19 protein-coding genes are annotated in these 21,510 nt (G+C 71.9%); 9 read left to right on the top strand and 10 right to left on the bottom strand.

Features of this window, described 5'->3' with window-relative positions; translation table 11 throughout:
• Window positions 1–54: 54 nt before the first annotated feature.
• Window positions 55–1,332: a coiled-coil domain-containing protein gene (locus IE273_RS21500; protein ID WP_189816808.1), complete on the bottom strand. Its 1,278-nt coding sequence runs from the start codon at window positions 1,330–1,332 to the stop codon at window positions 55–57.
• Between the two features lie 97 nt (window positions 1,333–1,429).
• The gene (locus tag IE273_RS21505; protein WP_189816809.1) at window positions 1,430–2,557 is read right to left on the bottom strand and encodes an alpha/beta hydrolase; all 1,128 of its coding nucleotides are present in this window, start codon (window positions 2,555–2,557) and stop codon (window positions 1,430–1,432) included.
• A 227-nt stretch (window positions 2,558–2,784) separates the two neighbouring features.
• Here IE273_RS21505 and IE273_RS21510 point away from each other — a divergent pair, with 227 nt between their 5' ends.
• The 6 genes from IE273_RS21510 (at window position 2,785) to IE273_RS21535 (ending at window position 7,945) form a co-directional block, all read left to right on the top strand.
• Entirely contained in the window at window positions 2,785–4,599 is a 1,815-nt protein-coding gene (locus IE273_RS21510) for a phosphatidylglycerol lysyltransferase domain-containing protein (RefSeq protein WP_189816810.1), read from the top strand.
• A 145-nt stretch (window positions 4,600–4,744) separates the two neighbouring features.
• The gene (gene folP / locus IE273_RS21515) at window positions 4,745–5,659 is read left to right on the top strand and encodes a dihydropteroate synthase (protein WP_189816811.1); all 915 of its coding nucleotides are present in this window, start codon (window positions 4,745–4,747) and stop codon (window positions 5,657–5,659) included.
• Window positions 5,656–6,186, top strand: coding sequence for a nuclear transport factor 2 family protein (locus IE273_RS21520; protein ID WP_189816812.1), 531 nt, complete (start codon window positions 5,656–5,658; stop codon window positions 6,184–6,186). Before folP ends, IE273_RS21520 begins: the two co-directional genes overlap by 4 nt.
• A gap of 229 nt (window positions 6,187–6,415) precedes the next feature.
• Complete coding sequence (folB, locus tag IE273_RS21525; protein WP_189816813.1) at window positions 6,416–6,775, top strand: dihydroneopterin aldolase; 360 nt, start codon at window positions 6,416–6,418, stop codon at window positions 6,773–6,775.
• Entirely contained in the window at window positions 6,772–7,383 is a 612-nt protein-coding gene (gene folK, locus IE273_RS21530; protein ID WP_189816814.1) for a 2-amino-4-hydroxy-6-hydroxymethyldihydropteridine diphosphokinase, read from the top strand. The genes folB and folK overlap by 4 nt, the downstream gene beginning before the upstream one ends.
• 73 nt (window positions 7,384–7,456) lie before the next feature.
• Window positions 7,457–7,945: a DUF3180 domain-containing protein gene (locus IE273_RS21535; protein WP_058081406.1), complete on the top strand. Its 489-nt coding sequence runs from the start codon at window positions 7,457–7,459 to the stop codon at window positions 7,943–7,945.
• A 37-nt stretch (window positions 7,946–7,982) separates the two neighbouring features.
• Here the strand turns inward: IE273_RS21535 and folE are convergent, their stop codons facing one another.
• The 6 genes from folE to dacB form a co-directional block, all read right to left on the bottom strand.
• Window positions 7,983–8,588, bottom strand: a complete 606-nt coding sequence (gene folE, locus IE273_RS21540) for a GTP cyclohydrolase I FolE (RefSeq protein WP_189816815.1) — start codon at window positions 8,586–8,588, stop codon at window positions 7,983–7,985.
• Between the two features lie 132 nt (window positions 8,589–8,720).
• Complete coding sequence (ftsH, locus tag IE273_RS21545; RefSeq protein WP_189816816.1) at window positions 8,721–10,760, bottom strand: ATP-dependent zinc metalloprotease FtsH; 2,040 nt, start codon at window positions 10,758–10,760, stop codon at window positions 8,721–8,723.
• Between the two features lie 195 nt (window positions 10,761–10,955).
• Window positions 10,956–11,516, bottom strand: a complete 561-nt coding sequence (gene hpt, locus IE273_RS21550) for a hypoxanthine phosphoribosyltransferase (protein WP_189816817.1) — start codon at window positions 11,514–11,516, stop codon at window positions 10,956–10,958.
• 111 nt (window positions 11,517–11,627) lie between these two features.
• Window positions 11,628–12,674 (bottom strand): tRNA lysidine(34) synthetase TilS, encoded by a 1,047-nt coding sequence (gene tilS, locus IE273_RS21555; RefSeq protein ID WP_189816818.1) that lies wholly within the window; start codon window positions 12,672–12,674, stop codon window positions 11,628–11,630.
• A 191-nt stretch (window positions 12,675–12,865) separates the two neighbouring features.
• Window positions 12,866–13,966 (bottom strand): Rv3626c family coenzyme F420 biosynthesis-associated protein, encoded by a 1,101-nt coding sequence (locus tag IE273_RS21560; RefSeq protein ID WP_189816969.1) that lies wholly within the window; start codon window positions 13,964–13,966, stop codon window positions 12,866–12,868.
• A 214-nt stretch (window positions 13,967–14,180) separates the two neighbouring features.
• Window positions 14,181–15,728, bottom strand: coding sequence for a D-alanyl-D-alanine carboxypeptidase/D-alanyl-D-alanine endopeptidase (gene dacB, locus IE273_RS21565; protein WP_189816819.1), 1,548 nt, complete (start codon window positions 15,726–15,728; stop codon window positions 14,181–14,183).
• Between the two features lie 124 nt (window positions 15,729–15,852).
• Here dacB and IE273_RS21570 point away from each other — a divergent pair, with 124 nt between their 5' ends.
• A complete protein-coding gene (locus IE273_RS21570; protein WP_014674108.1) occupies window positions 15,853–16,344 on the top strand; it encodes an inorganic diphosphatase in 492 nt (163 codons plus the stop codon).
• A 133-nt stretch (window positions 16,345–16,477) separates the two neighbouring features.
• A complete protein-coding gene (locus IE273_RS21575) occupies window positions 16,478–18,130 on the top strand; it encodes a threonine/serine exporter family protein (RefSeq protein WP_189816820.1) in 1,653 nt (550 codons plus the stop codon).
• A gap of 25 nt (window positions 18,131–18,155) precedes the next feature.
• On the opposite strand, the gene IE273_RS21580 is transcribed toward IE273_RS21575, so the two are convergent.
• Both IE273_RS21580 and IE273_RS21585 read right to left on the bottom strand, forming a co-directional pair.
• Entirely contained in the window at window positions 18,156–19,163 is a 1,008-nt protein-coding gene (locus IE273_RS21580) for a DedA family protein (RefSeq protein WP_189816821.1), read from the bottom strand.
• A 148-nt stretch (window positions 19,164–19,311) separates the two neighbouring features.
• Window positions 19,312–20,076, bottom strand: a complete 765-nt coding sequence (locus IE273_RS21585; protein WP_189816822.1) for a MerR family transcriptional regulator — start codon at window positions 20,074–20,076, stop codon at window positions 19,312–19,314.
• A gap of 143 nt (window positions 20,077–20,219) precedes the next feature.
• On the opposite strand from IE273_RS21585, the gene IE273_RS21590 reads away from it, so the two are divergent.
• Entirely contained in the window at window positions 20,220–21,497 is a 1,278-nt protein-coding gene (locus tag IE273_RS21590) for an ion channel protein (RefSeq protein ID WP_189816823.1), read from the top strand.
• The last annotated feature ends 13 nt before the right edge of the window (window positions 21,498–21,510 follow it).

Here is a 21,510-nt window from a genome sequence, read left to right on the forward strand (position 1 = left end):
CTCCCCTCGCGGGAAGGCCGGGCCCGGTGCTCGGTCCGTACGGCTGACGTCGGCTCAGGAGGCCGCGCTGCGCAGACCCTGGATGTCGATCTGCTCGGTCTCGTCGTGCGCGGTCAGGTCGATGACCTGGCCGATCCCCCGGGACCGCGCGTCGGCGGCCTTGAACCCGGCCTCGGACTCGGCCTTGTGCACGGCGAGCGCCTCGGGGCCGACGACGTCGGCGAGGTCCTCGTTCTGCACGGAGTCCAGCGTGGTCTTCGGCGCGCCCTTCTGGGTGCCGAAGAAGTCGAAACCGCCCTCGACCACCGGGCGCCGCACGGGCGCCGCCGGTACGACGGCCACCGCGGTCGGCACGGTGAAGTGCCCGGCGGGAGGCCGGCCCACGGACGCGGCTTCGGTGGCCGGCGCGGGGTCGGCGCCCTCCGTCACGCCGTCCGCCGCGGGTTCTCCTTTGGCGACGGCGGCCTCGACGGCGGCCTCCTCGGGAGCCGGGTGGGCCTCCGGCCCGGACGTCTGCGACGCGACGGCGACGGACTCGGCGGAATCGGCCGCCTCAGCAGCGTCAGCGGACTCGGTGGCGCCGGCGGGCTCGGCGGACGCAAGCCGCGCGGCCCGGAACTCCGCCGCCTCGGGCTCGTCCCCCTGGACGTCGGCGTCGGCGTCGGCCTCGACCCCGCCCTCCCCCTGGTCCGGACCCTGCCGGTCGAACCGCGCCAGGGCCGTCAGCGCCCGCCGGTACAGCTGGGCGCCCCCGGGTGAGAACGCCGCCGGCCGCTCCTCGGTGCCGGGCACCTCCGGACGCGCGGCGGCCGCGGGTTCGGCGCTGCGCGCCGGCGGCAGAGCGCGCGCCGAAGACACGGGCTCCGGCTCGGGCACCGCCGCTTCGATCTCCAGCAGCCGCCGTCCCTCCAGGGCGCTGGCGCGCTCGGTCTCCGCCGTGGCGTACCGGCGCAGCAGGGCCGCGTGCTCGTTGCGCAGGCCCGCGAGCTCCGCCCGCTTGGCGCGCAGCCGCTGCTCCAGCTTCGCGCGCAGTTCGCGGGACTCCTCCAGGTCGGTCTCCAGTTCGGCGACCCGTTCCTCGTGCCGCCATTCGTCGCCCGCACGCGCGCGTGTGAGTTCGGCGACCTGCTTGCCCGCCTGCGCGTCCCAGCGGCGCATCACGACCGCGCCGACGACCGCCGTCGCGGCGGCCGCCGCGGCCAGCGCGCGCAACACGGTGGCCTCGGAGAACACCCACGGACCCAGCGCGCAGGCGACGGAGACGCCGGCGATCGCCGACAGGGGCAACAGCCGGTGCAGAGGCGGGGAATGGCGGTGGCGTCCACGTGGCATGGCCAGAAACTTACCGCGCGTAGGGGAATCGTGGGCCCCCGCCCCGTAAAAACACGGCCACACCGTGGGCTTCACGGGGCGTCGGGGCCGAAACGGCTCAGCGGTCGGTGAGCCGCCCACTGAGCCACTGGAGCGTCGGCGGGATCTCGCGCCGCCAGGTGTTGAAGTTGTGCCCGCCGCTGCCGAGGATGATCGACGAGACCCGGGTCAGATTCGTGGCCTGGACCCGCTGGATGAACTTCAGCGTGGCCTTGTAGTTCTGCTCGCCGACCTTGCTGCTGGTGACGAGCAGTGAGGTGTCCGGCGCGTCCTCGTGCTCCAGCAGCCAGAACAGGTCGGCACGGTTGCGCAGCTTCTCGTCGCCGTGGAAGAGGTCACCGGTGGTCGGGTCGATCGGCGCCTTGTAGTACGGCGAGAGGCCCGCGCCGGCCGCGTACACGTTCGGGTGGTGCATGGCGAGCTTGAGGGCGCAGTAGCCGCCCGTGGAGTCGCCGACGAGGCCCCAACTGCCCGGCCGCTTGCCGGCCCGGTAGTGCCCGAGGACGGCCTCCGGCAGATCCTTGGCGAAGAACGTCTCGGCTTGCGGCCCGCCCGGCACGTCGACGCACTCGGTGTCCCGCGGCGGTGCCACGGTCGGCCGCAGCATCACCAGGATCATCGGCTGCACCCGCCCGTCCTTGGCCAGCCGCTGCGCAGTGCTCGGGTAGTCCAGCTTCTCCACCAGCGCCCGCGCGGTGCCCGGGTAGCCGGTCAGCACGACCGCCACCGGGAACGTGCGCGTGCGGTACTGCGGCTGGAAGTACTCCGGCGGCAGGTACACGTACGCCGGTGTGGCGATGCGGGTCGTACGGCCCACGATGTCGACCTTCTGTATCTGCCCGCCGGTCTCCGGCCGCGCGGCCTTCACGCCCGGCACGTCGGAGGTGGAGACCACCTGGAGCGGGCCGCCGGTGCTGCCGTTGGCCGAGTGGTCGACCACGATCCCCTGGTCGGTCTCCTGGCCGAACAGGTCCGCCCAGCTCGCGTAGAAGCCGAAGGCCTGGTTGGCGGCGAGCCCGACGCAGGCGAAGAGGGCCATCTGGGTGAACAGCAGTAGACCGACCCGCCCGCTGACGGCCCGCCAGCTCGAACGGGCCAGGCGCGGCCACAGCCATACCGTGCCGATGAACAGCACGACGGCGATCAGAATCGCCAGCACCAGCACTTTGTTGCTCGTGAGACCCATGGGCTGTTACCTGCCTGTGCTTTCCGCCCGTGTCGTGCCCGCGCGAGATTGCGAGGGCTTGCCCGGGGCTTTCCTTGGCCTTTGACCCGACTTTCCGGTGGGGAGTGAACCTCTCTCCCCGCGACACCGTCCTAGAGGGCGCAATGTCGCCGGATGCCCGATCGGGCCCGGGTTCAAGGTCTCTCGCAGAACTACGGGATGCGATGTCTGTCAGGATAGATGGGGAAATGTCGGGCGAGGTTCCGGGCCGATCAAGCCGGGCGCGGCGCATACTGCGCGGCCCGCGCCCCGAGGCCGTCCCCGCCGTGGTCGGCAGGGCCGCCGCGCTCGTGGGCGTCCTGGACATCGCCGCGGGTGTGTTCCCGCGCTTCCGTCACAGCCGCATGCACGCCATAGCGGAGGTGCTGCCGGGCTCCTTCGGGCCGTTCGCGGCGGCGCTCTCACTCAGCGCGGGCGTGCTGTTGCTGCTGCTCGCGCACGGGCTCAAACGGCGCAAGCGCCGGGCCTGGCGCGCGGCGGTCGCGCTGCTCCCGGCGGGTGCGGTGGCGCAGTTCGCCTACCGTCACTCGGTCGTGGGCATGCTGATCTCGGTCGCGCTGCTGGTGCCGCTGCTGCGCCACCGCGACCAGTTCGCGGCCCTGCCCGATCCGCGCAGCAGGTGGCGCGCGCTCGCCAACTTCGTGCTCATGAGCGCCGGTTCCCTCGCCCTCGGCCTCGTCATCGTCAGCGTCCACCCGCACCGGACGATCGGCGACCCGAGCCTGGCCGACCGGCTGACGCACGTCATCTACGGCCTGGCCGGCTTCGAGGGCCCGGTCGACTACCAGGGCAACACCTCCTGGACGGTCGCCTTCTCCCTCGGCGCCCTCGGCTGGATCACCGCCGTCACCACGATCTACCTGGCCTTCCGGCCGGAGCACCCCGCCGCCCGCCTCACCGAGGACGACGAGGTCAAGCTGCGCGCGCTGCTGGAGAAGCACGGCCGGCGCGACTCGCTCGGCCACTTCGCGCTGCGCCGCGACAAGGCCGTGGTGTTCTCGCCGAGCGGCAAGGCCGCGGTCACCTACCGGGTCGTGTCCGGCGTGATGCTCGCCAGCGGCGACCCCATCGGCGACGTCGAGGCCTGGCCGGGCGCCATCGAGCGCTTCATGGACGAGGCCAGGGCCCACTCCTGGACGCCCGCGGTCATGGGCTGCTCGGAGACCGGTGGCGAGGTGTGGACCCGTGAGACCGGCCTGGACGCCCTGGAACTGGGCGACGAGGCGGTGGTGGACGTGGCGGATTTCTCGCTCGCCGGACGCGCGATGCGCAACGTGCGACAGATGGTCAAGCGCATCGAGCGGGCCGGCTACGAAACCCGGGTACGGCGCATCCGTGACGTCGGCGAGGCCGAGTTGGAGCGGATCCGCCGGGCGGCGGAGGACTGGCGCGGCACGGACACCGAGCGCGGCTTCTCCATGGCGCTCGGCCGCATCGGCGACCCGGCCGACGGCGACTGCCTGATCGCCACCGCCCACAAGCAGGATGACGCGCAGGGTGAGTACGGCGACCTGAAGGCGATCCTCCACTTCGTCCCGTGGGGCGAGGACGGCGTGTCGCTGGACCTGATGCGCCGCGACCGCAGCGCCGACCCGGGCATGAACGAACTGCTGATCGTCGCCGCCCTGCAAGCCGCCCCGAGGCTGGGCATCACCCGGGTCTCGCTGAACTTCGCGATGTTCCGCTCCGCCCTCGCACGCGGCGAGAAGATCGGCGCCGGCCCGGTGCTGCGCGCCTGGCGCGGACTGTTGGTGTTCCTCTCGCGCTGGTTCCAGATCGAGTCGCTGTACAAGTTCAACGCCAAGTTCCAGCCGCGCTGGGAACCGCGGTTCGTGGTCTACCGGGCCTCCGCCGACCTGCCCCGCATCGGCTTCGCCGCCATGCAGGCGGAGGGCTTCGTCAACCTCGCCGTGCCGCTGCCGCGCTTCCTGCGCCGGCGCCGGTCGACGGCCCAGCGCGCGTGCGCGCACGCGGTGACCGAACGGGACGTCCGGGCGGCCTGAGCCGCCCACCTGCCTCCCGAGCCCCGACACGCCGAACGGTACGGCCCCGGGACCGGCCCGGGAGGACGCCGCATCCCCTCCGGCCCCGGGGCCTGCGCCCGGGGCGCAGCGCGTTCCGGCATGGGCTGGGGCCTACGCTGAACGTATGAACAACCTCAGCGGGCGCGGCCGAGTCGCCGGCCTTCCGGCATGGGACCGGTGCGCGGTCATGGGGGTCGTGAACGTGACCCCCGACTCCTTCTCCGACGGCGGCCGCTGGTTCGACACGACCGCCGCCGTCAAGCACGGCCTGGATCTGGTCGCCGAGGGCGCGGATCTGGTCGACGTCGGCGGCGAGTCCACCCGGCCCGGTGCCCCGCGCGTGGACGAGGCGGAGGAGTTGCGACGGGTCATCCCCGTGGTGCGGGGCCTCGCCTCCGAGGGCGTCGTCGTCTCCGTCGACACCATGCGCGCCTCCGTCGCCGCACAGGCCCTCGCGGCAGGCGCCGCCCTCGTCAACGACGTCAGCGGCGGCCTCGCCGATCCCGCGATGGTCCCGGTGGTCGCCGACGCGGGCGCCCCCTTCGTCGTCATGCACTGGCGCGGCTTCCTCCAGGGCGGCAACGTCAAGGGCGTCTACGAGGACGTCGTCGGGGAAGTCGTGGACGAACTGCACGCGCGCGTGGAGGCCGTTCTGGCGGGCGGTATCGCCCCGGACCGCATCGTCGTCGACCCGGGCCTCGGCTTCTCCAAGGAGGCCGAGCACGACCTCGCCCTCCTCGCCCGCCTCGACCGGCTGGCCTCCCTCGGGCACCCGCTGCTGGTCGCCGCCTCCCGCAAGCGGTTCCTCGGCCGGGTCCTCGCCGGGCCGCAGGGGGCGCCCCCGCCGGCCCGGGAGCGCGACGCGGCCACGGCAGCCGTCTCCGCGCTCGCCGCGCACGCCGGCGCGTGGGCGGTGCGCGTGCACGAGGTGCGCGCCACGGCGGACGCGGTCCGGGTCGCCCGGGCCGTGGAGGAGGCGCGCGGCGCGGCGAGCGCGCCCGGCACCGGCGGCGAGCACGGGGCGGAAGGAGAGCGGTGAGCGCCCCCCACACCGATGTCGAGCAGGTGGAGGCCGCCAACACCGCCTTCTACGAGGCACTCGAACGCGGCGACTTCGAGGAGGTCTCCTCCCTCTGGCTGACCCCCGCCGACCTGGGCGTGGACGAGACGTACCACGACCCCGCGGACAGCGGGGTCATCTCCTGCGTCCACCCCGGCTGGCCGGTGCTCACCGGCCGCGGCGAGGTCCTCAGGTCGTACGCGCTGATCATGGCCAACACCGACTACATCCAGTTCTTCCTCACCGATGTGCATGTCTCCGTCACCGGCGACACCGCGCTCGTGACCTGCACGGAGAACATCCTCAGCGGCGGCCCCGCCCCCGAGGAGGGCGCGGAGCTCGGCCCGCTGGTCGGCCAGCTCGTCGTCGCCACGAACGTGTTCCGGCGCACTCCCTCCGGCTGGAAGCTCTGGTCGCACCACGCCTCCCCCGTGCTGGCCGAGACCGACGAGGACGACGACAACCAGGTGAACGGCGTGAACCCGGACGACGAACCCCTGGCCTGACCCGAAGAAGTGGTTGGAATCACCTACCTCGGGGTAGGAGCGGCTACCAGCCCATGACAGGGCCGGGTTCCCATGGGGAAACGGCCGGTGAACCCTGCGGACACCGGCCCGTGCCCACGCCCCCGCGGCCCGGCTTTGTCAGTGCCCGCAGGTAGATTCGTCTGAGGCCGGTGTGCCGCCCGCACGCGGCACGGGCCGGTCGTTCCCGACGATTGCAGGAGTGATTCGCGTGGATCGTGTCGCGCTGCGCGGCCTCAAGGCCCGCGGGCACCACGGTGTGTTCCCCAAGGAGCGCGAGGAGGGCCAGACCTTCATCGTGGACCTGGTCCTCGGCCTGGACACCCGGCCGGCCGCGGCCGACGACGACCTGACGAAGACCGTGCACTACGGCATCGTGGCCGAGGAGGTCGTGGCCGTGGTCGAGGGCGAGCCGGTGAACCTCATCGAGACCCTCGCCGAGCGGATCGCCCGGACCTGCCTGAAGCACGAAGGGGTCGAGCAGGTCGAGGTCTGCGTCCACAAGCCGGACGCCCCGATCACCGTCCCCTTCGACGACGTGACCGTCACCATCACCCGGAGCCGAGTATGACCCGACCTTTCCACCAGGGTCACAGCGACCCGACCGTCCAGCCGGTGCCCGCCTCGGTCGTCGAGCAGGTCGACGCCGCCGACACGACGCTGAGCAACCCGAAGTGGGCCGTGATCTCCATCGGCTCCAACCTCGGCAACCGCCTGGAGACCCTCCAGGGCGCCGTCGACGCCCTGGAGGACACCCCGGGAGTCCGGGTGAAGGCCGTCTCCCCGGTGTACGAGACCGAGCCGTGGGGCGTGGAGCCGGGCAGCCAGCCGTCGTACTTCAACGCGGTCGTGGTCCTCAAGACGACGCTGCCCCCGTCGTCCCTGCTGGAGCGGGCGCACGCCGTGGAGGAGGCCTTCCACCGCGTCCGGGACGAGCGCTGGGGCTCGCGCACGCTGGACGTCGACATCGTCGCCTACGCCGGCGTCACCTCGGACGACCCGCGGCTCACCCTGCCCCACCCGCGCGCCCACGAGCGCGCCTTCGTGCTCGCGCCCTGGCACGACGTCGACCCGCAGGCACAGCTCCCCGGCCGCGGCACGGTGGCCGATCTGCTGTCCGCCGTCACCCGGGAGGGTGTCGCGCCCCGCGCGGACCTGGAACTCCGGCTGCCCGAGTAGTCGTTAAGGTCGAGACGGGTCAAGACCAAGACGACCACCGTCCGGGATGGTCCGGGGGAACTGAAGGGACACCGTGAGAGAGCTGCGCATCAGGGTGCTGGCGGGCGTGTTCGTCGTGGCAGGCGTCCTGTCCTGGGCGGGCGCCCGCCTCTGGAACTCGATCGGGACCCTCCCCAGCGTCCCCCTGGCCGCCCCCGTCGTCCTCGCGCTGATCGCGGTGGTCCTGCTCTCGACGGCACTGTCGCTGCGCGCCCGTCTCCGGGCCCAGCGCGAGCGCCGGCCCGGCGCCAAGGGCGTCGACCCGCTGATGGCCGCCCGGGCGGTCGTCTTCGGCCAGGCCAGCGCCCTGGTGGCCGCGCTCGTCGCCGGCATGTACGGCGGCACGGGCGTCTTCCTGCTGGAGCTGCTGGACATCCCGGCCCGCCGCGACCAGGCGATCTACGCCGGTTTCTCGGTCCTGGCCGGCATCGGTGTGATAGCCGCCGCCATCTTCCTGGAGCGGGTCTGCAAGCTCCCCGAGGACGACGACCAGAACCACCAGGGCGCGGAGCCGGTGGCCTGACCCCCGGCCCCGCGCCCCGGCACGTACAGCGGCTCGCTCAGCGCGCCATGATGAGGCTCATCGCCTCGTTCCGCGTCGCCGCGTCCCGCAGCTGACCGCGGACCGCGGACGTTATGGTCTTCGCGCCCGGCTTGCGGATGCCCCGCATGGACATGCACATGTGCTCGCACTCGATGACCACGATGACGCCCCGCGGCTCCAGGATGTTCATCAGGGAGTCCGCGATCTGTGTGGTGAGGCGCTCCTGCACCTGCGGCCGGCGGGCGTAGACGTCGACCAGGCGGGCCAGCTTGGACAGGCCGGTGATCTTGCCGGTCTCGGAGGGGATGTAGCCGACGTGGGCGACACCCCGGAACGGCACCAGATGATGCTCGCAGGTCGAGTACACCTCGATGTCCTTCACCAGGACCATCTCGTCGTGCCCCAGGTCGAACGTCGTCGTCAGGACGTCCTCCGGCTTCTGCCACAGACCGGCGAAGATCTCCTTGTAGGCACGCGCGACCCTGGCCGGCGTCTCCCGCAGGCCCTCACGGTCCGGGTCCTCGCCGACCGCGATCAGCAGTTCGCGTACGGCGTTCTCGGCGCGCTTCTCGTCGAACTCGCCGATGGGGCCCTCGCCGTCCAGCGTCACCGGGTCGGTCATCTGGTTCCTCGTTCCTGTGCCTTGCACGCGGGTGTGCCTCGCGTTCCGTCTGCGGACAACCGAAATGCCGCGCCCCCAGGCTAAAACCTGGGGGACGCGGCATTCATTCCAGCCCTCGTGGCCGTTGCGCGGTCAGCTCTCGGAGCGGTCCTCCGGGGTCTGCTCCGTCACCGGGGCGGACTCCGCGGCGGTGGACTTCGCCGTGCTGATCGCCGCCGTCGCGCCGTTCGCACCGTTGGTCAGTGCCAGCTCCTTCGGGGAGAGCACCGGCGGGCGGGTGGACGGGGTGCGGCGGGAGGAACCGGTCCAGGCGGGCCGCGGCGGGCGCTTGACGATCGGGGCGAAGATCTCGGCGATCTCCTCCTTGCCCAGGGTCTCCTTCTCCAGCAGCTGGAGCACGAGGTTGTCGAGCACGTCGCGGTTCTCGACCAGGATCTCCCAGGCCTCGTTGTGCGCGGTCTCGATCAGCTTCTTGACCTCTTCGTCCACCAGCGCGGCGACCTCTTCCGAGTAATCGCGCTGGTGCGCCATCTCACGGCCCAGGAACGGCTCGGAGTTGTCGCCTCCGAACTTGATCGCGCCGAGGCGCTCGGTCATGCCGTACTGGGTGACCATCGCGCGGGCCAGGTTGGTGGCCTTCTCGATGTCGTTCGCGGCGCCCGTGGTCGGGTCGTGGAAGACCAGTTCCTCGGCCGCCCGGCCGCCCAGCATGTAGGCGAGCTGGTCGAGCATCTCGTTGCGCGTGGTCGAGTACTTGTCCTCGTCCGGCAGGACCATCGTGTAACCGAGGGCACGGCCACGGGACAGGATCGTGATCTTGTGGACCGGGTCGGAGTTCGGCGAGGCCGCCGCGACCAGGGCGTGGCCGCCCTCGTGGTACGCGGTGATCTTCTTCTCCTTGTCCGACATGATCCGGGTCCGCTTCTGCGGGCCCGCGACCACACGGTCGATCGCCTCGTCCAGCGCCTTGTTGTCGATCAGCTTCTGGTCGCCGCGGGCGGTGAGCAGCGCGGCCTCGTTCAGCACGTTGGCGAGGTCGGCACCGGTCATGCCCGGGGTGCGGCGGGCCACGGCGGACAGGTCGACGTCGGGCGCGACCGGCTTGCCCTTCTGGTGGACCTTGAGGATCTCCAGGCGGCCCTGGAGGTCCGGCGGGTCGACCGCGATCTGCCGGTCGAAGCGGCCGGGGCGCAGCAGCGCCGGGTCGAGGATGTCCGGGCGGTTCGTGGCGGCGATCAGGATCACACCGCCCTTGACGTCGAAGCCGTCCATCTCGACGAGCAGCTGGTTCAGCGTCTGCTCGCGCTCGTCGTGACCGCCGCCGAGACCGGCGCCGCGGTGACGGCCGACCGCGTCGATCTCGTCCACGAAGACGATCGCCGGGGCGTTCGCCTTGGCCTGCTCGAACAGGTCACGGACCCGGGAGGCACCGACACCGACGAACATCTCGACGAAGTCGGAACCGGAGATCGAGTAGAAGGGGACGCCCGCCTCGCCGGCGACGGCGCGCGCGAGCAGGGTCTTGCCGGTACCCGGGCGGCCGTAGAGCAGCACGCCCTTGGGGATCTTGGCGCCGACGGCCTGGAACTTGGCCGGCTCCTGGAGGAACTCCTTGATCTCCTGGAGCTCCTCGACGGCCTCGTCGCAGCCCGCGACGTCGGAGAAGGTCGTCTTCGGGGTGTCCTTGGTGATGAGCTTCGCCTTGGACTTGCCGAAGTTCATGACCCGGGAGCCGCCGCCCTGCATCTGATTCATCAGGAACAGGAAGACGACCACGATCAGGACGAAGGGCAGCAGCGAGAGCAGGACGCCGACGAACGGGTTCTGCTTGGACGGCGAGACCGTGTAGCCGTCCGGAATCTGCTTGTCCTGGTACTTGGTCTGCAGCGTGCCGGCGACGGTCACACCCTGGTCGCCGATGTAGCTCGCCTGGATCTTCGAGCTGCCCTCGACCTTGTAGCCGTCCTTGAGCGTGACCTTGATGCTCTGCTCGTCACCGGTGGTGAGCTTGGCCGACTCGACCTTGTTGTCGTTGATCGCCGCCACGACCTGGCCGGTGTCCACCGTCTTGTAGCCGCCGGACGAGCCGACGACCTGCATCAACACGACCACGGCAAGGACGGCCAGCACGATCCACATGACCGGCCCACGGAAGTATCGCTTCACGTCCATCCATACGGAGCGGTGTCGCCCCGTCCCTCCTGCCATAGTGAGTTTGATAAGACAGTTCTTCTGACGGTACCCCAGCATTGTTGCCCGAAGCCGCACGGAGCCGTTTCGACGGCTGGGAAACCCGTCTCTGCACCGTTCAACGGCGTGGAACCCGCTGGGGTTCCCGATCGTCCTACCGGGCTTGGGCCGACTGGCTCAGCCGCCGTAGACGTGAGGCGCGAGCGTACCGACGAACGGCAGGTTGCGGTACTTCTCGGCGTAGTCGAGGCCGTAGCCCACGACGAACTCGTTCGGGATGTCGAAGCCGACCCACTCCACCTCGATGGCGACCTTGGCGGCGTCCGGCTTGCGCAGCAGCGTGCACACCTTCAGGGAGGCGGGCTCGCGGGAGCCGAGGTTGTTGATCAGCCAGGACAGGGTCAGGCCGGAGTCGATGATGTCCTCGACGATCAGGACGTGCCTGCCCTTGATGTCGGTGTCGAGGTCCTTGAGGATCCGCACGACACCGGAGGACTGGGTGCCCGCGCCGTAGGAGGACACGGCCATCCAGTCCATGGTGACGGGGGTGGACAGCGCCCGGGCGAGGTCCGCCATGACCATCACCGCGCCCTTGAGGACGCCGACGATGAGCAGGTCCTTGCCCGCGTACTCCGCGTCGATCTTCGCGGCCAGCTCGGCCAGCTTCGCGTCGATCTCTTCCTTGGTGATGAGCACCTGCTGGAGGTCGGCACCCATGTCTTTCGCGTCCACCCGCATCACTTTCGGTCGTCCCGCACTTACGGCCGCGTGCGCGGCCACCGGCTCCGGCCGCACGCACGGCCTCCGGCTGCCCGGCCCGCCGGAGGGTCGCTCCGGGAGGGTGGGGATTCAGCCTTGCCGAATCACCAGTCTGCCACCCTGCCGCTGCGCGACGACTTTGCCCGGGAGATTGATGGCTCCCTGGCCGCGCCAGCCGGTGATCAGGCGGTCGACTTCCTCGATGTGGCGGGCGAACAGCGCACCGGCCGGGGCACCGGCCTCGATGGCGGCGCGGCGCAGGATCCGGCGGCGCACGGCGGGCGGGAGGGCGTACAGCTTGGCGCACTCCAGCAGGCCGGTGGCGTCCCGTACGGAGGCCTCGGCCTGCCGCGCCCAGGCGTCCAGGGCGTCGGCGTCGTCACGGGAGAGCTGGGCGGTGCGGGCGAGCGCCTCCACGACGCCCTTGCCGAGGGCCTTCTCCAGGGCGGGCAGGCCCTCGTGCCGGAGCCGGGAGCGGGTGTAGGCGGGGTCGGCGTTGTGCGGGTCGTCCCAGACGGGCAGCGACTGGACCATGCAGGCCTTGCGGGCGGTCTGCCGGTCGAGTTGCAGGAAGGGCCGCCGGTAACGGCCGCCGGCCCCCGAGACCGCGGCCATGCCGGACAGGGAGCGGATGCCGGAGCCGCGGGCGAGGCCCAGCAGGACGGTTTCGGCCTGGTCGTCCCGGGTGTGGCCGAGCAGGACCGCGGCGGCGCCGTGGCGTTCGGCGGCGGCGTCCAGGGCGGCGTAGCGGGCGTCGCGGGCGGCGGCTTCGGGGCCGCCCGCGCGACCGACGGTCACGGCGACGGACTCGACCGGATCGAGTCCGAGTCCGCGCAGCCGCAGGACGACCTCGTCGGCGCGGAGGTCGGAGCCGGGCTGGAGGCCGTGGTCGACGGTGACCCCGCCGGCCCGGACGCCGAGCTTGGGTGCCTCGAAGGCGAGGGCGGAGGCGAGGGCCATGGAGTCGGCGCCGCCGGAGCACGCGACGAGGACGAGCGGGGAGGGGGGCCGCTCGGCCGTCCGGTCCGGGCGCGCGCCGTCCGGCTGCGCGGGAAGGCCCTGGTGGTCGTTCAGGATGTCGTGGAGGACGCGGCGAACCGCCAGGCGTATCGCCGCGACCGCAGGATGGGGACCCATGTCCGGTTCCCTTCATGAAGTTTTCGGGGGGTGAACCCGGGACGGTCACTCAGAGTGTGTAGATGGTGACAGAAGCGGGCCGTTCCCCGAGCATTGCACGCCTACGCATGGCTCACGGTCCCTCGGACGGGTGATTGGAGGGGCGTTCGCCTGCCGTCAGCCGGATTCCTTTCACGACGTCCCCATGCCGTTCACGACTCGGCCTTGCGGTGCACCCGCGCGACCCAGTCCGCCGGTTTGGCGATCTCCGCCTTGGTGGGAAGGGTGTTGGGCGAGGTCCAGACGCGGTTGAAACCGTCGACGCCGACCTGTTCGACCACGGCGCGTACGAACCGTTCGCCGTCCCGGTACTGCCTCAGCTTGGCGTCCAGACCGAGCAGCTTGCGCAGGGCCATGTCCAGGCGGGAGGCACCCTTCGCGCGGCGCTGCTGGAACTTCTCGCGGATCTCCGCGACGGTCGGTACGACGCTCGGGCCGACGCCGTCCATGACGTAGTCGGCGTGCCCCTCCAGCAGCGACATCACGGCGGTGAGCCGGCCGAGGATCTCCCGCTGGGCGGGGGTCTGCACCAGTTCCACGAAGGAGCGTCCGCCGTCCTCCTCCTCGCCCTCGGGCCGGCCGCCGGCCAGGGACTGCGCGGCGTCCCGGATGCGCTCCAGGAAGGTCATCGGGTCGACGTCGGTCTCGGCCAAGAACGACTGGATCTCGCCCTCCAGGTGGTCCCGCAGCCAGGGCACGGCGGTGAACTGCGTGCGGTGGGTCTCCTCGTGCAGGCACACCCACAGGCGGAAGTCGTGCGGCTCGACGTCGAGTTCGCGTTCGACGTGGACGATGTTGGGCGCGACGAGCAGCAGCCGGCCGCCGCCGTTCTCGCCGGCCGGGAGGTCGCGGGTGGCGGGGGCGAAGGTCTCGTACTGGCCGAGGACGCGGGAGGACAGGAACGACAGGAGCATGCCGAGTTCGACGCCGGTGACCTTGCCGCCGACGGCGCCGAGGACCGCGCTGCCCGGGTTGCTGCCGCGCCGTTCCTGCATCTTCTCCAGGAGCGGGCGGAGGATCTCGCGGAAGCCGGCGACGTTGGCGCGGACCCAGCCGGGGCGGTCGACGACGAGGACGGGGGTGTCGTGGGTCTCCTCGGTGCCCATACGGGTGAAGCCCCGGACGTGTCCCTCCGAGGCCTTCGCATGCCGGCGCAGCTCCGCGACGACGGCCCTGGCCTCGTCCCGGCTGACATCGGGGCCGGGACGTACGAGGCGGGTCGCGGTCGCCACCGCGAGGTTCCAGTCGACCATCCCGGGAGATGCGGTGCCACCGAAGCCAGTCATGTTGTCAACCGTACGTGAGCGGCCCCATTTCGGGCAGGCCGTGGGGATACCGACAGGCCCGACCGTGCTTTCCGGTCACCCGGCGCGGGCGGCCGTGCCGGGGGCCGACCGTGCTTTCCGCCCCACCTGTGTGAGCCCGGCCCGCACGGTCGGGCCCGCGGCGGCGGGTGGCTCTCGGCGGTCAGCGCGTCAGGGCTGTCGCCGCCGTGTCCAGGGCCGACTGGGCCTCCATGGGATTGGTCGTGCCCGAGGCCAGGAAGGCGAAGGCCAGGAGGTGGCCGGTCTTGTCGACGACCGTGCCCGCGAGGGTGTTCACGCCGGTCAGCGTGCCCGTCTTGGCGCGTACGAGGCCGGCCGCGCCGTCGGTGTAGCGCGTGCTCAGGGTGCCGGTGAAGCCGGCCACGGGGAGGCCGGTGAGGACCGGGCGCAGGCCGGGGCGGCCGGGGTCGCCCGCCTTGACCAGGAGGGCGGTGAGGAGGTCGGCCGTGAGCCGGTCGTCGCGGTTCAGGCCGCTGCCGTCGTGGAAGGCGGCGCCGGCCATCGGCAGGCCGAGCTTGCGCAGCTGGGTGGCGATGGCCTTCGCGCCGCCGTCGAAGCCGGCGGGCTGCCCGCTCGCCAGGGCGGTGTGCCGCGCCAGGGCCTCCGCGATGTCGTTGTCGCTGTTGGTGAGCATCCGTTCGACCAGCTCCGACAGCGGCGGCGAGGAGACGCGGGCGAGGGTCTCCGCGCGCGTGCTGGCCTTGGAGGGGCCGGGGGCCGTGGTGGTGATGCCGGCGTCCTTCAGGAAGGCCGCGAACCGGGTGGCCGCGTCCGCCGCCGGATCGGCCACGCGGGGCGCCGGGCCGTCGGTGGAGGCGTCGGTGCGGCCCTCGTCGACGGTGAGGGCGCTGATCGGGGCGAGGTTGTCGTTGACGCCGATGGGGTGCAGGGCGGGGCCGGTGAAGAGGGTGGTGTCGTACGAGAGGGTGATCTTGTGGATGCCGCGCTTGTCGAGTGATTTCGCGGTGTCCGACGCCAGGGCCCGCAGGCCGGCCCAGCCGCCGGCCTTGGCGTGCGCGGTGAGGGTGGGGTCGCCGCCGCCGACCAGGACGAGTTCCCGGGTGTCGGGTTCCAGGGCGGTGCGGGTGGTGAGGCGGTGGTCGGGGCCGAGGGCGGACAGCGCGGCGACGGCGGTGGCGATCTTGGTGGTGGAGGCCGGCGTGAGGGCCTTGCCGGCGTCGGCGTCGTAGAGGCGTTCACCGGTCGTGACGTCGACGACGGCCGCCGCGTGGCTGCTGCCGAGCGCGGGCCCCTCCAGGAGGGGGTCCAGGACGCCCGAGAGCGCGTTCGCGTCCGGAGGGGTCTTCTTGGTGCCGACGGCGGCGCCCGTGGCGCCGCCGAGGCCCGTCAGCACGGGCGCGGCGCTCGGCGCGGGCCGCGGCGCCCCGGCGGCCTTGCCGGAGCCGCCGTGATCTGCGCCACCTGACCGCTCCAGTGCGGCGGCGCGGTCCCGCTCGGCCGTACGCTGACCGTTGGCGTCCCAGGGACCGGCCACGGTCACCACGCCGGCGGCCAGCGCCAGGCCGGCGGTGGCGGCGCCCGCGGTGTAGTGCCAGGTCCTGACGGTCCGCGGACGGGGGAGGTGCACAGGCCTGACACGGACGGCTTCCGTCAGCCGCGCGATCCGCGGCCGGGCGGCCGTCACGGCGCGCGCCAGACCCGGTCGTACGGCGGTCACGATCCGCGCCACGCGCGGTCTCGCGGCTCGCCAAGGCCTCAGCTCAGGCACGACCACCAGCCCCTTTCGCGATCACACACCTGCGTGAGGGACACTTAACCACCAGAACTATGTGCTGATCATGGAGGAGCCACCGGTGGAGTTCGACGTCACGATCGAGATCCCGAAGGGTTCGCGGAACAAGTACGAGGTGGACCACGAGACCGGTCGGATCCGCCTGGACCGTCGTCTCTTCACCTCGACCGCCTACCCGACCGACTACGGCTTCGTCGAGAACACCCTCGGCGAGGACGGCGACCCGCTCGACGCGCTGGTCATCCTGGACGAGCCGACCTTCCCGGGCTGCCTCATCCGCTGCCGCGCGATCGGCATGTTCCGCATGACGGACGAGGCCGGCGGCGACGACAAGCTGCTGTGCGTCCCGGCCACCGACCCGCGCGTGGAGCACCTGCGCGACATCCACCACGTGTCGGAGTTCGACCGCCTGGAGATCCAGCACTTCTTCGAGGTCTACAAGGACCTGGAGCCCGGCAAGTCGGTCGAGGGCGCCAACTGGGTCGGCCGGTCGGACGCCGAGGCGGAGATCGAGCGGTCCTACAAGCGCTTCAAGGAGCAGGGCGGCCACTGAGCGCCCGCTCGCGCGAACGGGCCGCACGCGTGCGCGTGCGGCCCGTTTCGCATGTCCGCACACTTACGGCCCGTGCGGGTACGTGTGCGCATACTGATGCTTACGGCAAGTGCGGTACAGGGAGCGGTGCGAGGTGACGGAGGCGGAAGAGCGCAAGCCCCGGTCGGACGAGGCGCGGTACGACCCGGAGATCACGTCCGAGTTCGCCATTCCCGAGGGTCTCGACGTCCCGAGGGGCGGTGAGTCGGAGACGACCTCCGAGTTTGCGGTGCCGGAGGGGCTGGAGACGCCACAGCCGCCGAGTGCCGAGCCGGAGGGTTCGGCGTTCGGCACGCCGAGCACCTACAGCGCGCAGACCGCGCCGGCCGCGTTCACCCCGGCCACCGGCGTGCCGCTGGTCAGCCTGATCAAGGACGCGCCCTGGCAGGACCGGATGCGCACGATGCTGCGCATGCCGGTGGCGGACCGGCCGGCGCCGGAGCCGGTGCAGCGCGTGGAGGAGGGCGGTCCGGCCGTCCCGCGCGTGCTGGACCTGACCCTGCGTATCGGGGAGCTGCTGCTGGCCGGCGGTGAGGGCGCGGAGGACGTGGAGGCCGCGATGTTCGCGGTGTGCCGGTCCTACGGCCTGGACCGGTGCGAACCGACCGTCACCTTCACGCTGCTGTCCATCTCGCACCAGCCGTCCCTGGTGGAGGACCCGGTGACGGCGTCCCGGACGGTCCGGCGGCGGGGCACCGACTACACGCGGCTGGCGGCCGTCTTCCGGCTGGTGGACGACCTGACCGACCCGGAGACCCATGTCTCCCTGGAGGAGGCCTACCGGCGGCTGGCGGAGATCCGCCGCAACCGGCACCCGTACCCCGGCTGGGCGCTGACCCTGGCGAGCGGGCTGCTGGCCGGTGCGGCCTCCGTGCTGGTCGGCGGTGACCCGGTCGTGTTCCTGGCGGCGGCCGTCGGCGCGATGCTCGGCGACCGGCTGGCGTGGCTGTGCGCGGGGCGCGGACTGCCGGAGTTCTACCAGTTCACGGTGGCCGCGATGCCGCCCGCGGCGATCGGGGTGGCGCTGACGCTGGCGCGCGTGGACGTGAAGGCGTCCGCGGTGATCACCGGTGGGCTGTTCGCGCTGCTGCCCGGGCGGGCGCTCGTGGCGGGGGTGCAGGACGGGCTGACGGGCTTCTACATCACCGCCTCGGCCCGGCTGCTGGAGGTCATGTACTTCTTCGTCGGCATCGTCACCGGGGTGCTGACCGTCCTGTACTTCGGTGTGAAGATCGGCGGCAAGCTCAATCCGGACGCGCAGTTGGGCATCTCCGACCGGCCGCTGATCCAGATCGCGGCCTCGATGCTGCTGTCGCTGACCTTCGCGGTGCTGCTCCAGCAGGAACGGTCCACCGTGCTCTGGGTGACCCTCAACGGCGGGGTGGCCTGGTCGGTGTACGGCGCGATGCGCTACGCGGGCGACATCTCGCCGGTGGCGTCCACGGCCGTGGCGGCGGGGCTCGTGGGGCTGTTCGGGCAGTTGCTGTCCCGGTACCGGTTCGCCTCTGCGCTGCCGTACACGACGGCGGCGATCGGGCCGCTGCTGCCCGGTTCGGCGACGTACTTCGGGCTGCTGTCCATGGCGCAGAACGACGTGGACAAGGGGCTGGTGTCGCTGGCCAAGGCCGCGTCGCTGGCGATGGCCATCGCCATCGGGGTCAACCTGGGGTCGGAGATCTCCCGGCTGTTCCTGCGGGTCGGCTCCGCCGGTAAGCGCCGGGCCGCCAAGCGGACGCGCGGGTTCTGAGCCTCCCCGTCCCCCGCGCCCCCGGTCAGTGGCCGCGGTTGTCGTACGGCGGGTACTGGTTGGGGTCGTACTGCTGTTGCGGGTACTGCTGCTGCGGGTACTGCTGCCGGCCGTAGGACTGGCTGGTGTCGTACCCCTGGTCGTCGTACCCCTGGTTGTCGTAGCCCTGGTGGCCGTGGCCGTAGCCCTGGTTGTCGTAGCCCTGGTTGTCGTAGCCCTGGTTGTCGTAGCCCTGGTTCCAGTCCTGCTGCTGGGGCTGCTGGTACGGCTGCTCGTACTGCGGGGTGTACGGCTGCTCGGGCTCGACGCGCCGCAGGCGGGTCGTGGCGTCGTCCATGACCGGGGGGTGCTGGTACTGCGGCTGCTGGTAGGCGGGCTGCTGCGGGGGCTCCGGGGCGGTCTGCCCGGCCTTCTTGCTCTTGCCGCGCGCCCGCAGGTACTCGATCGCGATCGGGATCACCGAGACGAGGACGATCAGGATCAGGATCGCCTCGATGTTCTTCTTGACGAAGCCGATGTTGCCGAGCCAGGAGCCGAGCAGGGTGACGCCCGCGCCCCACAGGACGCCACCGATGACGTTGAAGGTCAGGAACGAGCGGTACTTCATGCCGCTGACGCCCGCGATGATCGGCGTGAACGTGCGCACGACCGGCACGAAGCGGGCCAGGACCAGGGACTTCGGGCCGTACTTCTCGAAGAACTCGTGCGCCTTGGTGACGTTCTCCTGCTTGAACAGGCGGGAGTCCGGGCGGTTGAACAGGGAGGGGCCGACCTTCCTGCCGAACATGTAGCCCGCCTGGTCGCCGAGGACCGCGGCGAGGCAGATCAGCGCGATGGCGGCCCACAGCGGGAAGTCGAGGTCCCCGGAGGTGATCAGCAGGCCGCAGGTGAACAGCAGCGAGTCACCCGGCAGGAAGAAGCCGATGAGCAGGCCGGACTCGGCGAAGACGATGAGCAGCAGACCCCAGATGCTGTACGTGTCGAGCAGATAGTTGGGATCCAGCCAGCTCGGGCCGAGGGCGAATGTCATCACGGGTCCGGGCTCCCTGGGGGGTGAAGGCGGCTACGGCGACTGAGACGTCGATGGGGCGCCGTACAAAAGTATCAACGTAAGGGGACCACCCCGGGTTCCACCGCGTGCCGGGTGAGGCCCGGGCCGGGGACCGGCCCGGGCCCGGACGTCAGGGGGTGGTGTGCCGGTCCGCGTTGGCGAGGATCGCGTCGCGCAGGTGTTCGGCGAGGCCGGGGCGCATGGAGTCGTAGAACGCCTTGAAGCGCTCGTCGGAGACGTACATCTCCGCGAAGCACCGGTGCATCTCGTACGGGACCTCGAAGTAGTACCGGCCGATGTGCCGCCGGTGTTCCTCGGCCAGGTCCATGGCCGCCTCGCCGGCCGGCTGCTCGCCGGCGGCGACCAGGGCGGCGTAGCGCTCGCCCCAGTCGTCGACCTCGGCCTGGATGCGCTTCCAGTCCTCCTTGGTGTAGGTCGCGGCGCGGCGCTGCGACTCGGCGTACGCCTCGGTGCCGCCCCAGCGCTGCTCCGCCTCCTCGGCGTACTGCTCGGGGTCCTTGTCCCCGAAGACCTCGAACCGCTCCTCCGGCGTCAGGTTGATGCCCATCGTGCGTGCCTCCAAGGCGTGCTCCACGGCCGCGGCCATCTTCTGCAGCTTCTCGATCCGGGCGGTCAGCAGGTCGTGCTGGCGGCGCAGGTGTGTGCGCGGGTCCGCGTCCGGGTCGTCGAGCAGGGCCGCGACCTCGTCGAGCGGGAAGCCGAGCTCCCGGTAGAACAGGATCTGCTGGAGCCGGTCGAGGTCGGTGTCGCTGTAGCGCCGGTGGCCGGCGTACGTCCGCTCGCTGGGCACGAGCAGGCCGATCTCGTCGTAGTGGTGCAGGGTGCGCACCGTGACGCCGGCGAACCCCGCGACCTGTCCCACGGAGTAGCTCACTTTCCGCTCCTTGTCGTCGGTACGCCTCCACGCTGCGGCCTCACGTCACGTGAGGTGCAAGCCGGCGGCACGCTCCGGATGCTGTGGTACGAGATGCTGCCGTTCCGGATGTTGCGCATGTTTCGTCCGCTTATGGTGAGCCCGTGGCCCAGGAGACGACGCAGCAGGCGCCCCCGAGCGCCCCGGCACGGGCTCTGCTGCCGTTCATCCTGCCCGCCGTTCTCGTGGGCGTGGCCGCGAGTCTCCTCTTCGTCGGGGTGAGCACGGCGGGGGAGGAACTCCAGCGCCTGCTGTGGGGGACGCTGCCGGACGCCCTCGGTGTGGGCCGCTTCAGCGTGCTGTGGATGTTCGTCGTGCTCGTGGCGACCGGGATCGCCGTCGGGCTGGTGGTGTGGAAGGTTCCCGGGCACGCCGGTCCCGACCCGGCCACCGTCGGGCTGGACGCGCCGGTGCTGCCGCCGGCCGTCCTGCCGGGCCTGGTGCTGGCCACCACGCTCATGCTGGCCGGCGGTCCGAGCCTCGGCCCGGAGAACCCGCTCATCGCGGTGAACGTGGGCCTCGCGGCCTGGCTCGGCGCGCGCTTCCTGCCCCGGACGCCGGGCACGCTGTGGCCGGTGCTGGCGGAGGCGGCGACGATCGGCGCGCTGTTCGGCACGCCGGTGGCGGCGGCGCTGGTGATCTCCGAGGCGCTGGCGGGACGGCCGATGCCGGGCCGGCTGTGGGACAACGTGTTCGCGCCGCTGACCGCGGGCACGTGCGGGGCGCTCACGACGGCCCTGGTGGCCCGTCCGACCTTCGACCTGGGCCTGCCGCCCATGGGCCACCCGCACGCGAGGGACCTGCCGGCGGCCCTGGTGGTCGCCTCGGTCGCCGCGCTGCTCGGCATGTGCGCCGTCCACGCCTTCCCGTACGCCCACGCGGCCTTCCGGCGGCTGCGGCACCCGATGCTCATGCTTCCGGCCGGCGGGGTCGTACTGGGGGCGCTCGCGGCCCTGGGCGGCCGGCTCACGCTGTTCAAGGGCGTGACGGAGATCGGGCGGCTGGCCCACGACCCGGAGGGCTGGTCGGCGGGGCAGTTCGCCACGATGGCGGTCGTGAAGCTGGCCGCGCTGCTCGTCGCGGCCACCTGCGGCTTCCGGGGCGGCCGGATCTTCCCCGCCGTCTTCGTCGGCACCGCCCTGGGCCTGTGCGCCCACGCGCTGGTGCCGGCCGTGCATCTCTCGCTGGGCGTGGCCAGCGGCGTCCTGGGCATGCTCCTGGCGATCACCCGGCAGGCCTGGATGAGCCTGTTCACCGCCGCCGTCCTGGTCGGCTCGCCCGGCACCCTCACCCTGCTGTGCGTCGCCTCGCTGCCGGCCTGGCTGCTGGTGACGGGCCGCCCGCAGATGCAGTTGCGCGAGGACGGCACCCCGGTCCGATGACCTTCCCAACCGA

This window comes from Streptomyces olivaceoviridis (assembly GCF_014650115.1).
In the GTDB taxonomy this organism is placed as follows: Bacteria; Actinomycetota; Actinomycetes; order Streptomycetales; family Streptomycetaceae; genus Streptomyces; species Streptomyces olivaceoviridis.

Excerpts from the sequence above, each read along its gene's own strand:
- IE273_RS21510 (WP_189816810.1), top strand. The coding sequence starts at position 2,785 with ATGTCGGGCGAGGTTCCGGGCCGATCAAGCCGGGCGCGGCGCATACTG.
- folK (WP_189816814.1), top strand. The coding sequence starts at position 6,772 with ATGACCCGACCTTTCCACCAGGGTCACAGCGACCCGACCGTCCAGCCG.
- IE273_RS21500 (WP_189816808.1), bottom strand. The coding sequence starts at position 1,332 with ATGCCACGTGGACGCCACCGCCATTCCCCGCCTCTGCACCGGCTGTTG.
- IE273_RS21560 (WP_189816969.1), bottom strand. The coding sequence starts at position 13,966 with ATGGTCGACTGGAACCTCGCGGTGGCGACCGCGACCCGCCTCGTACGT.
- tilS (WP_189816818.1), bottom strand. The coding sequence starts at position 12,674 with ATGGGTCCCCATCCTGCGGTCGCGGCGATACGCCTGGCGGTTCGCCGC.
- IE273_RS21505 (WP_189816809.1), bottom strand. The coding sequence starts at position 2,557 with ATGGGTCTCACGAGCAACAAAGTGCTGGTGCTGGCGATTCTGATCGCC.
- ftsH (WP_189816816.1), bottom strand. The coding sequence starts at position 10,760 with ATGGACGTGAAGCGATACTTCCGTGGGCCGGTCATGTGGATCGTGCTG.
- folE (WP_189816815.1), bottom strand. The coding sequence starts at position 8,588 with ATGACCGACCCGGTGACGCTGGACGGCGAGGGCCCCATCGGCGAGTTC.
- hpt (WP_189816817.1), bottom strand. The coding sequence starts at position 11,516 with ATGCGGGTGGACGCGAAAGACATGGGTGCCGACCTCCAGCAGGTGCTC.
- folP (WP_189816811.1), top strand. The coding sequence starts at position 4,745 with ATGAACAACCTCAGCGGGCGCGGCCGAGTCGCCGGCCTTCCGGCATGG.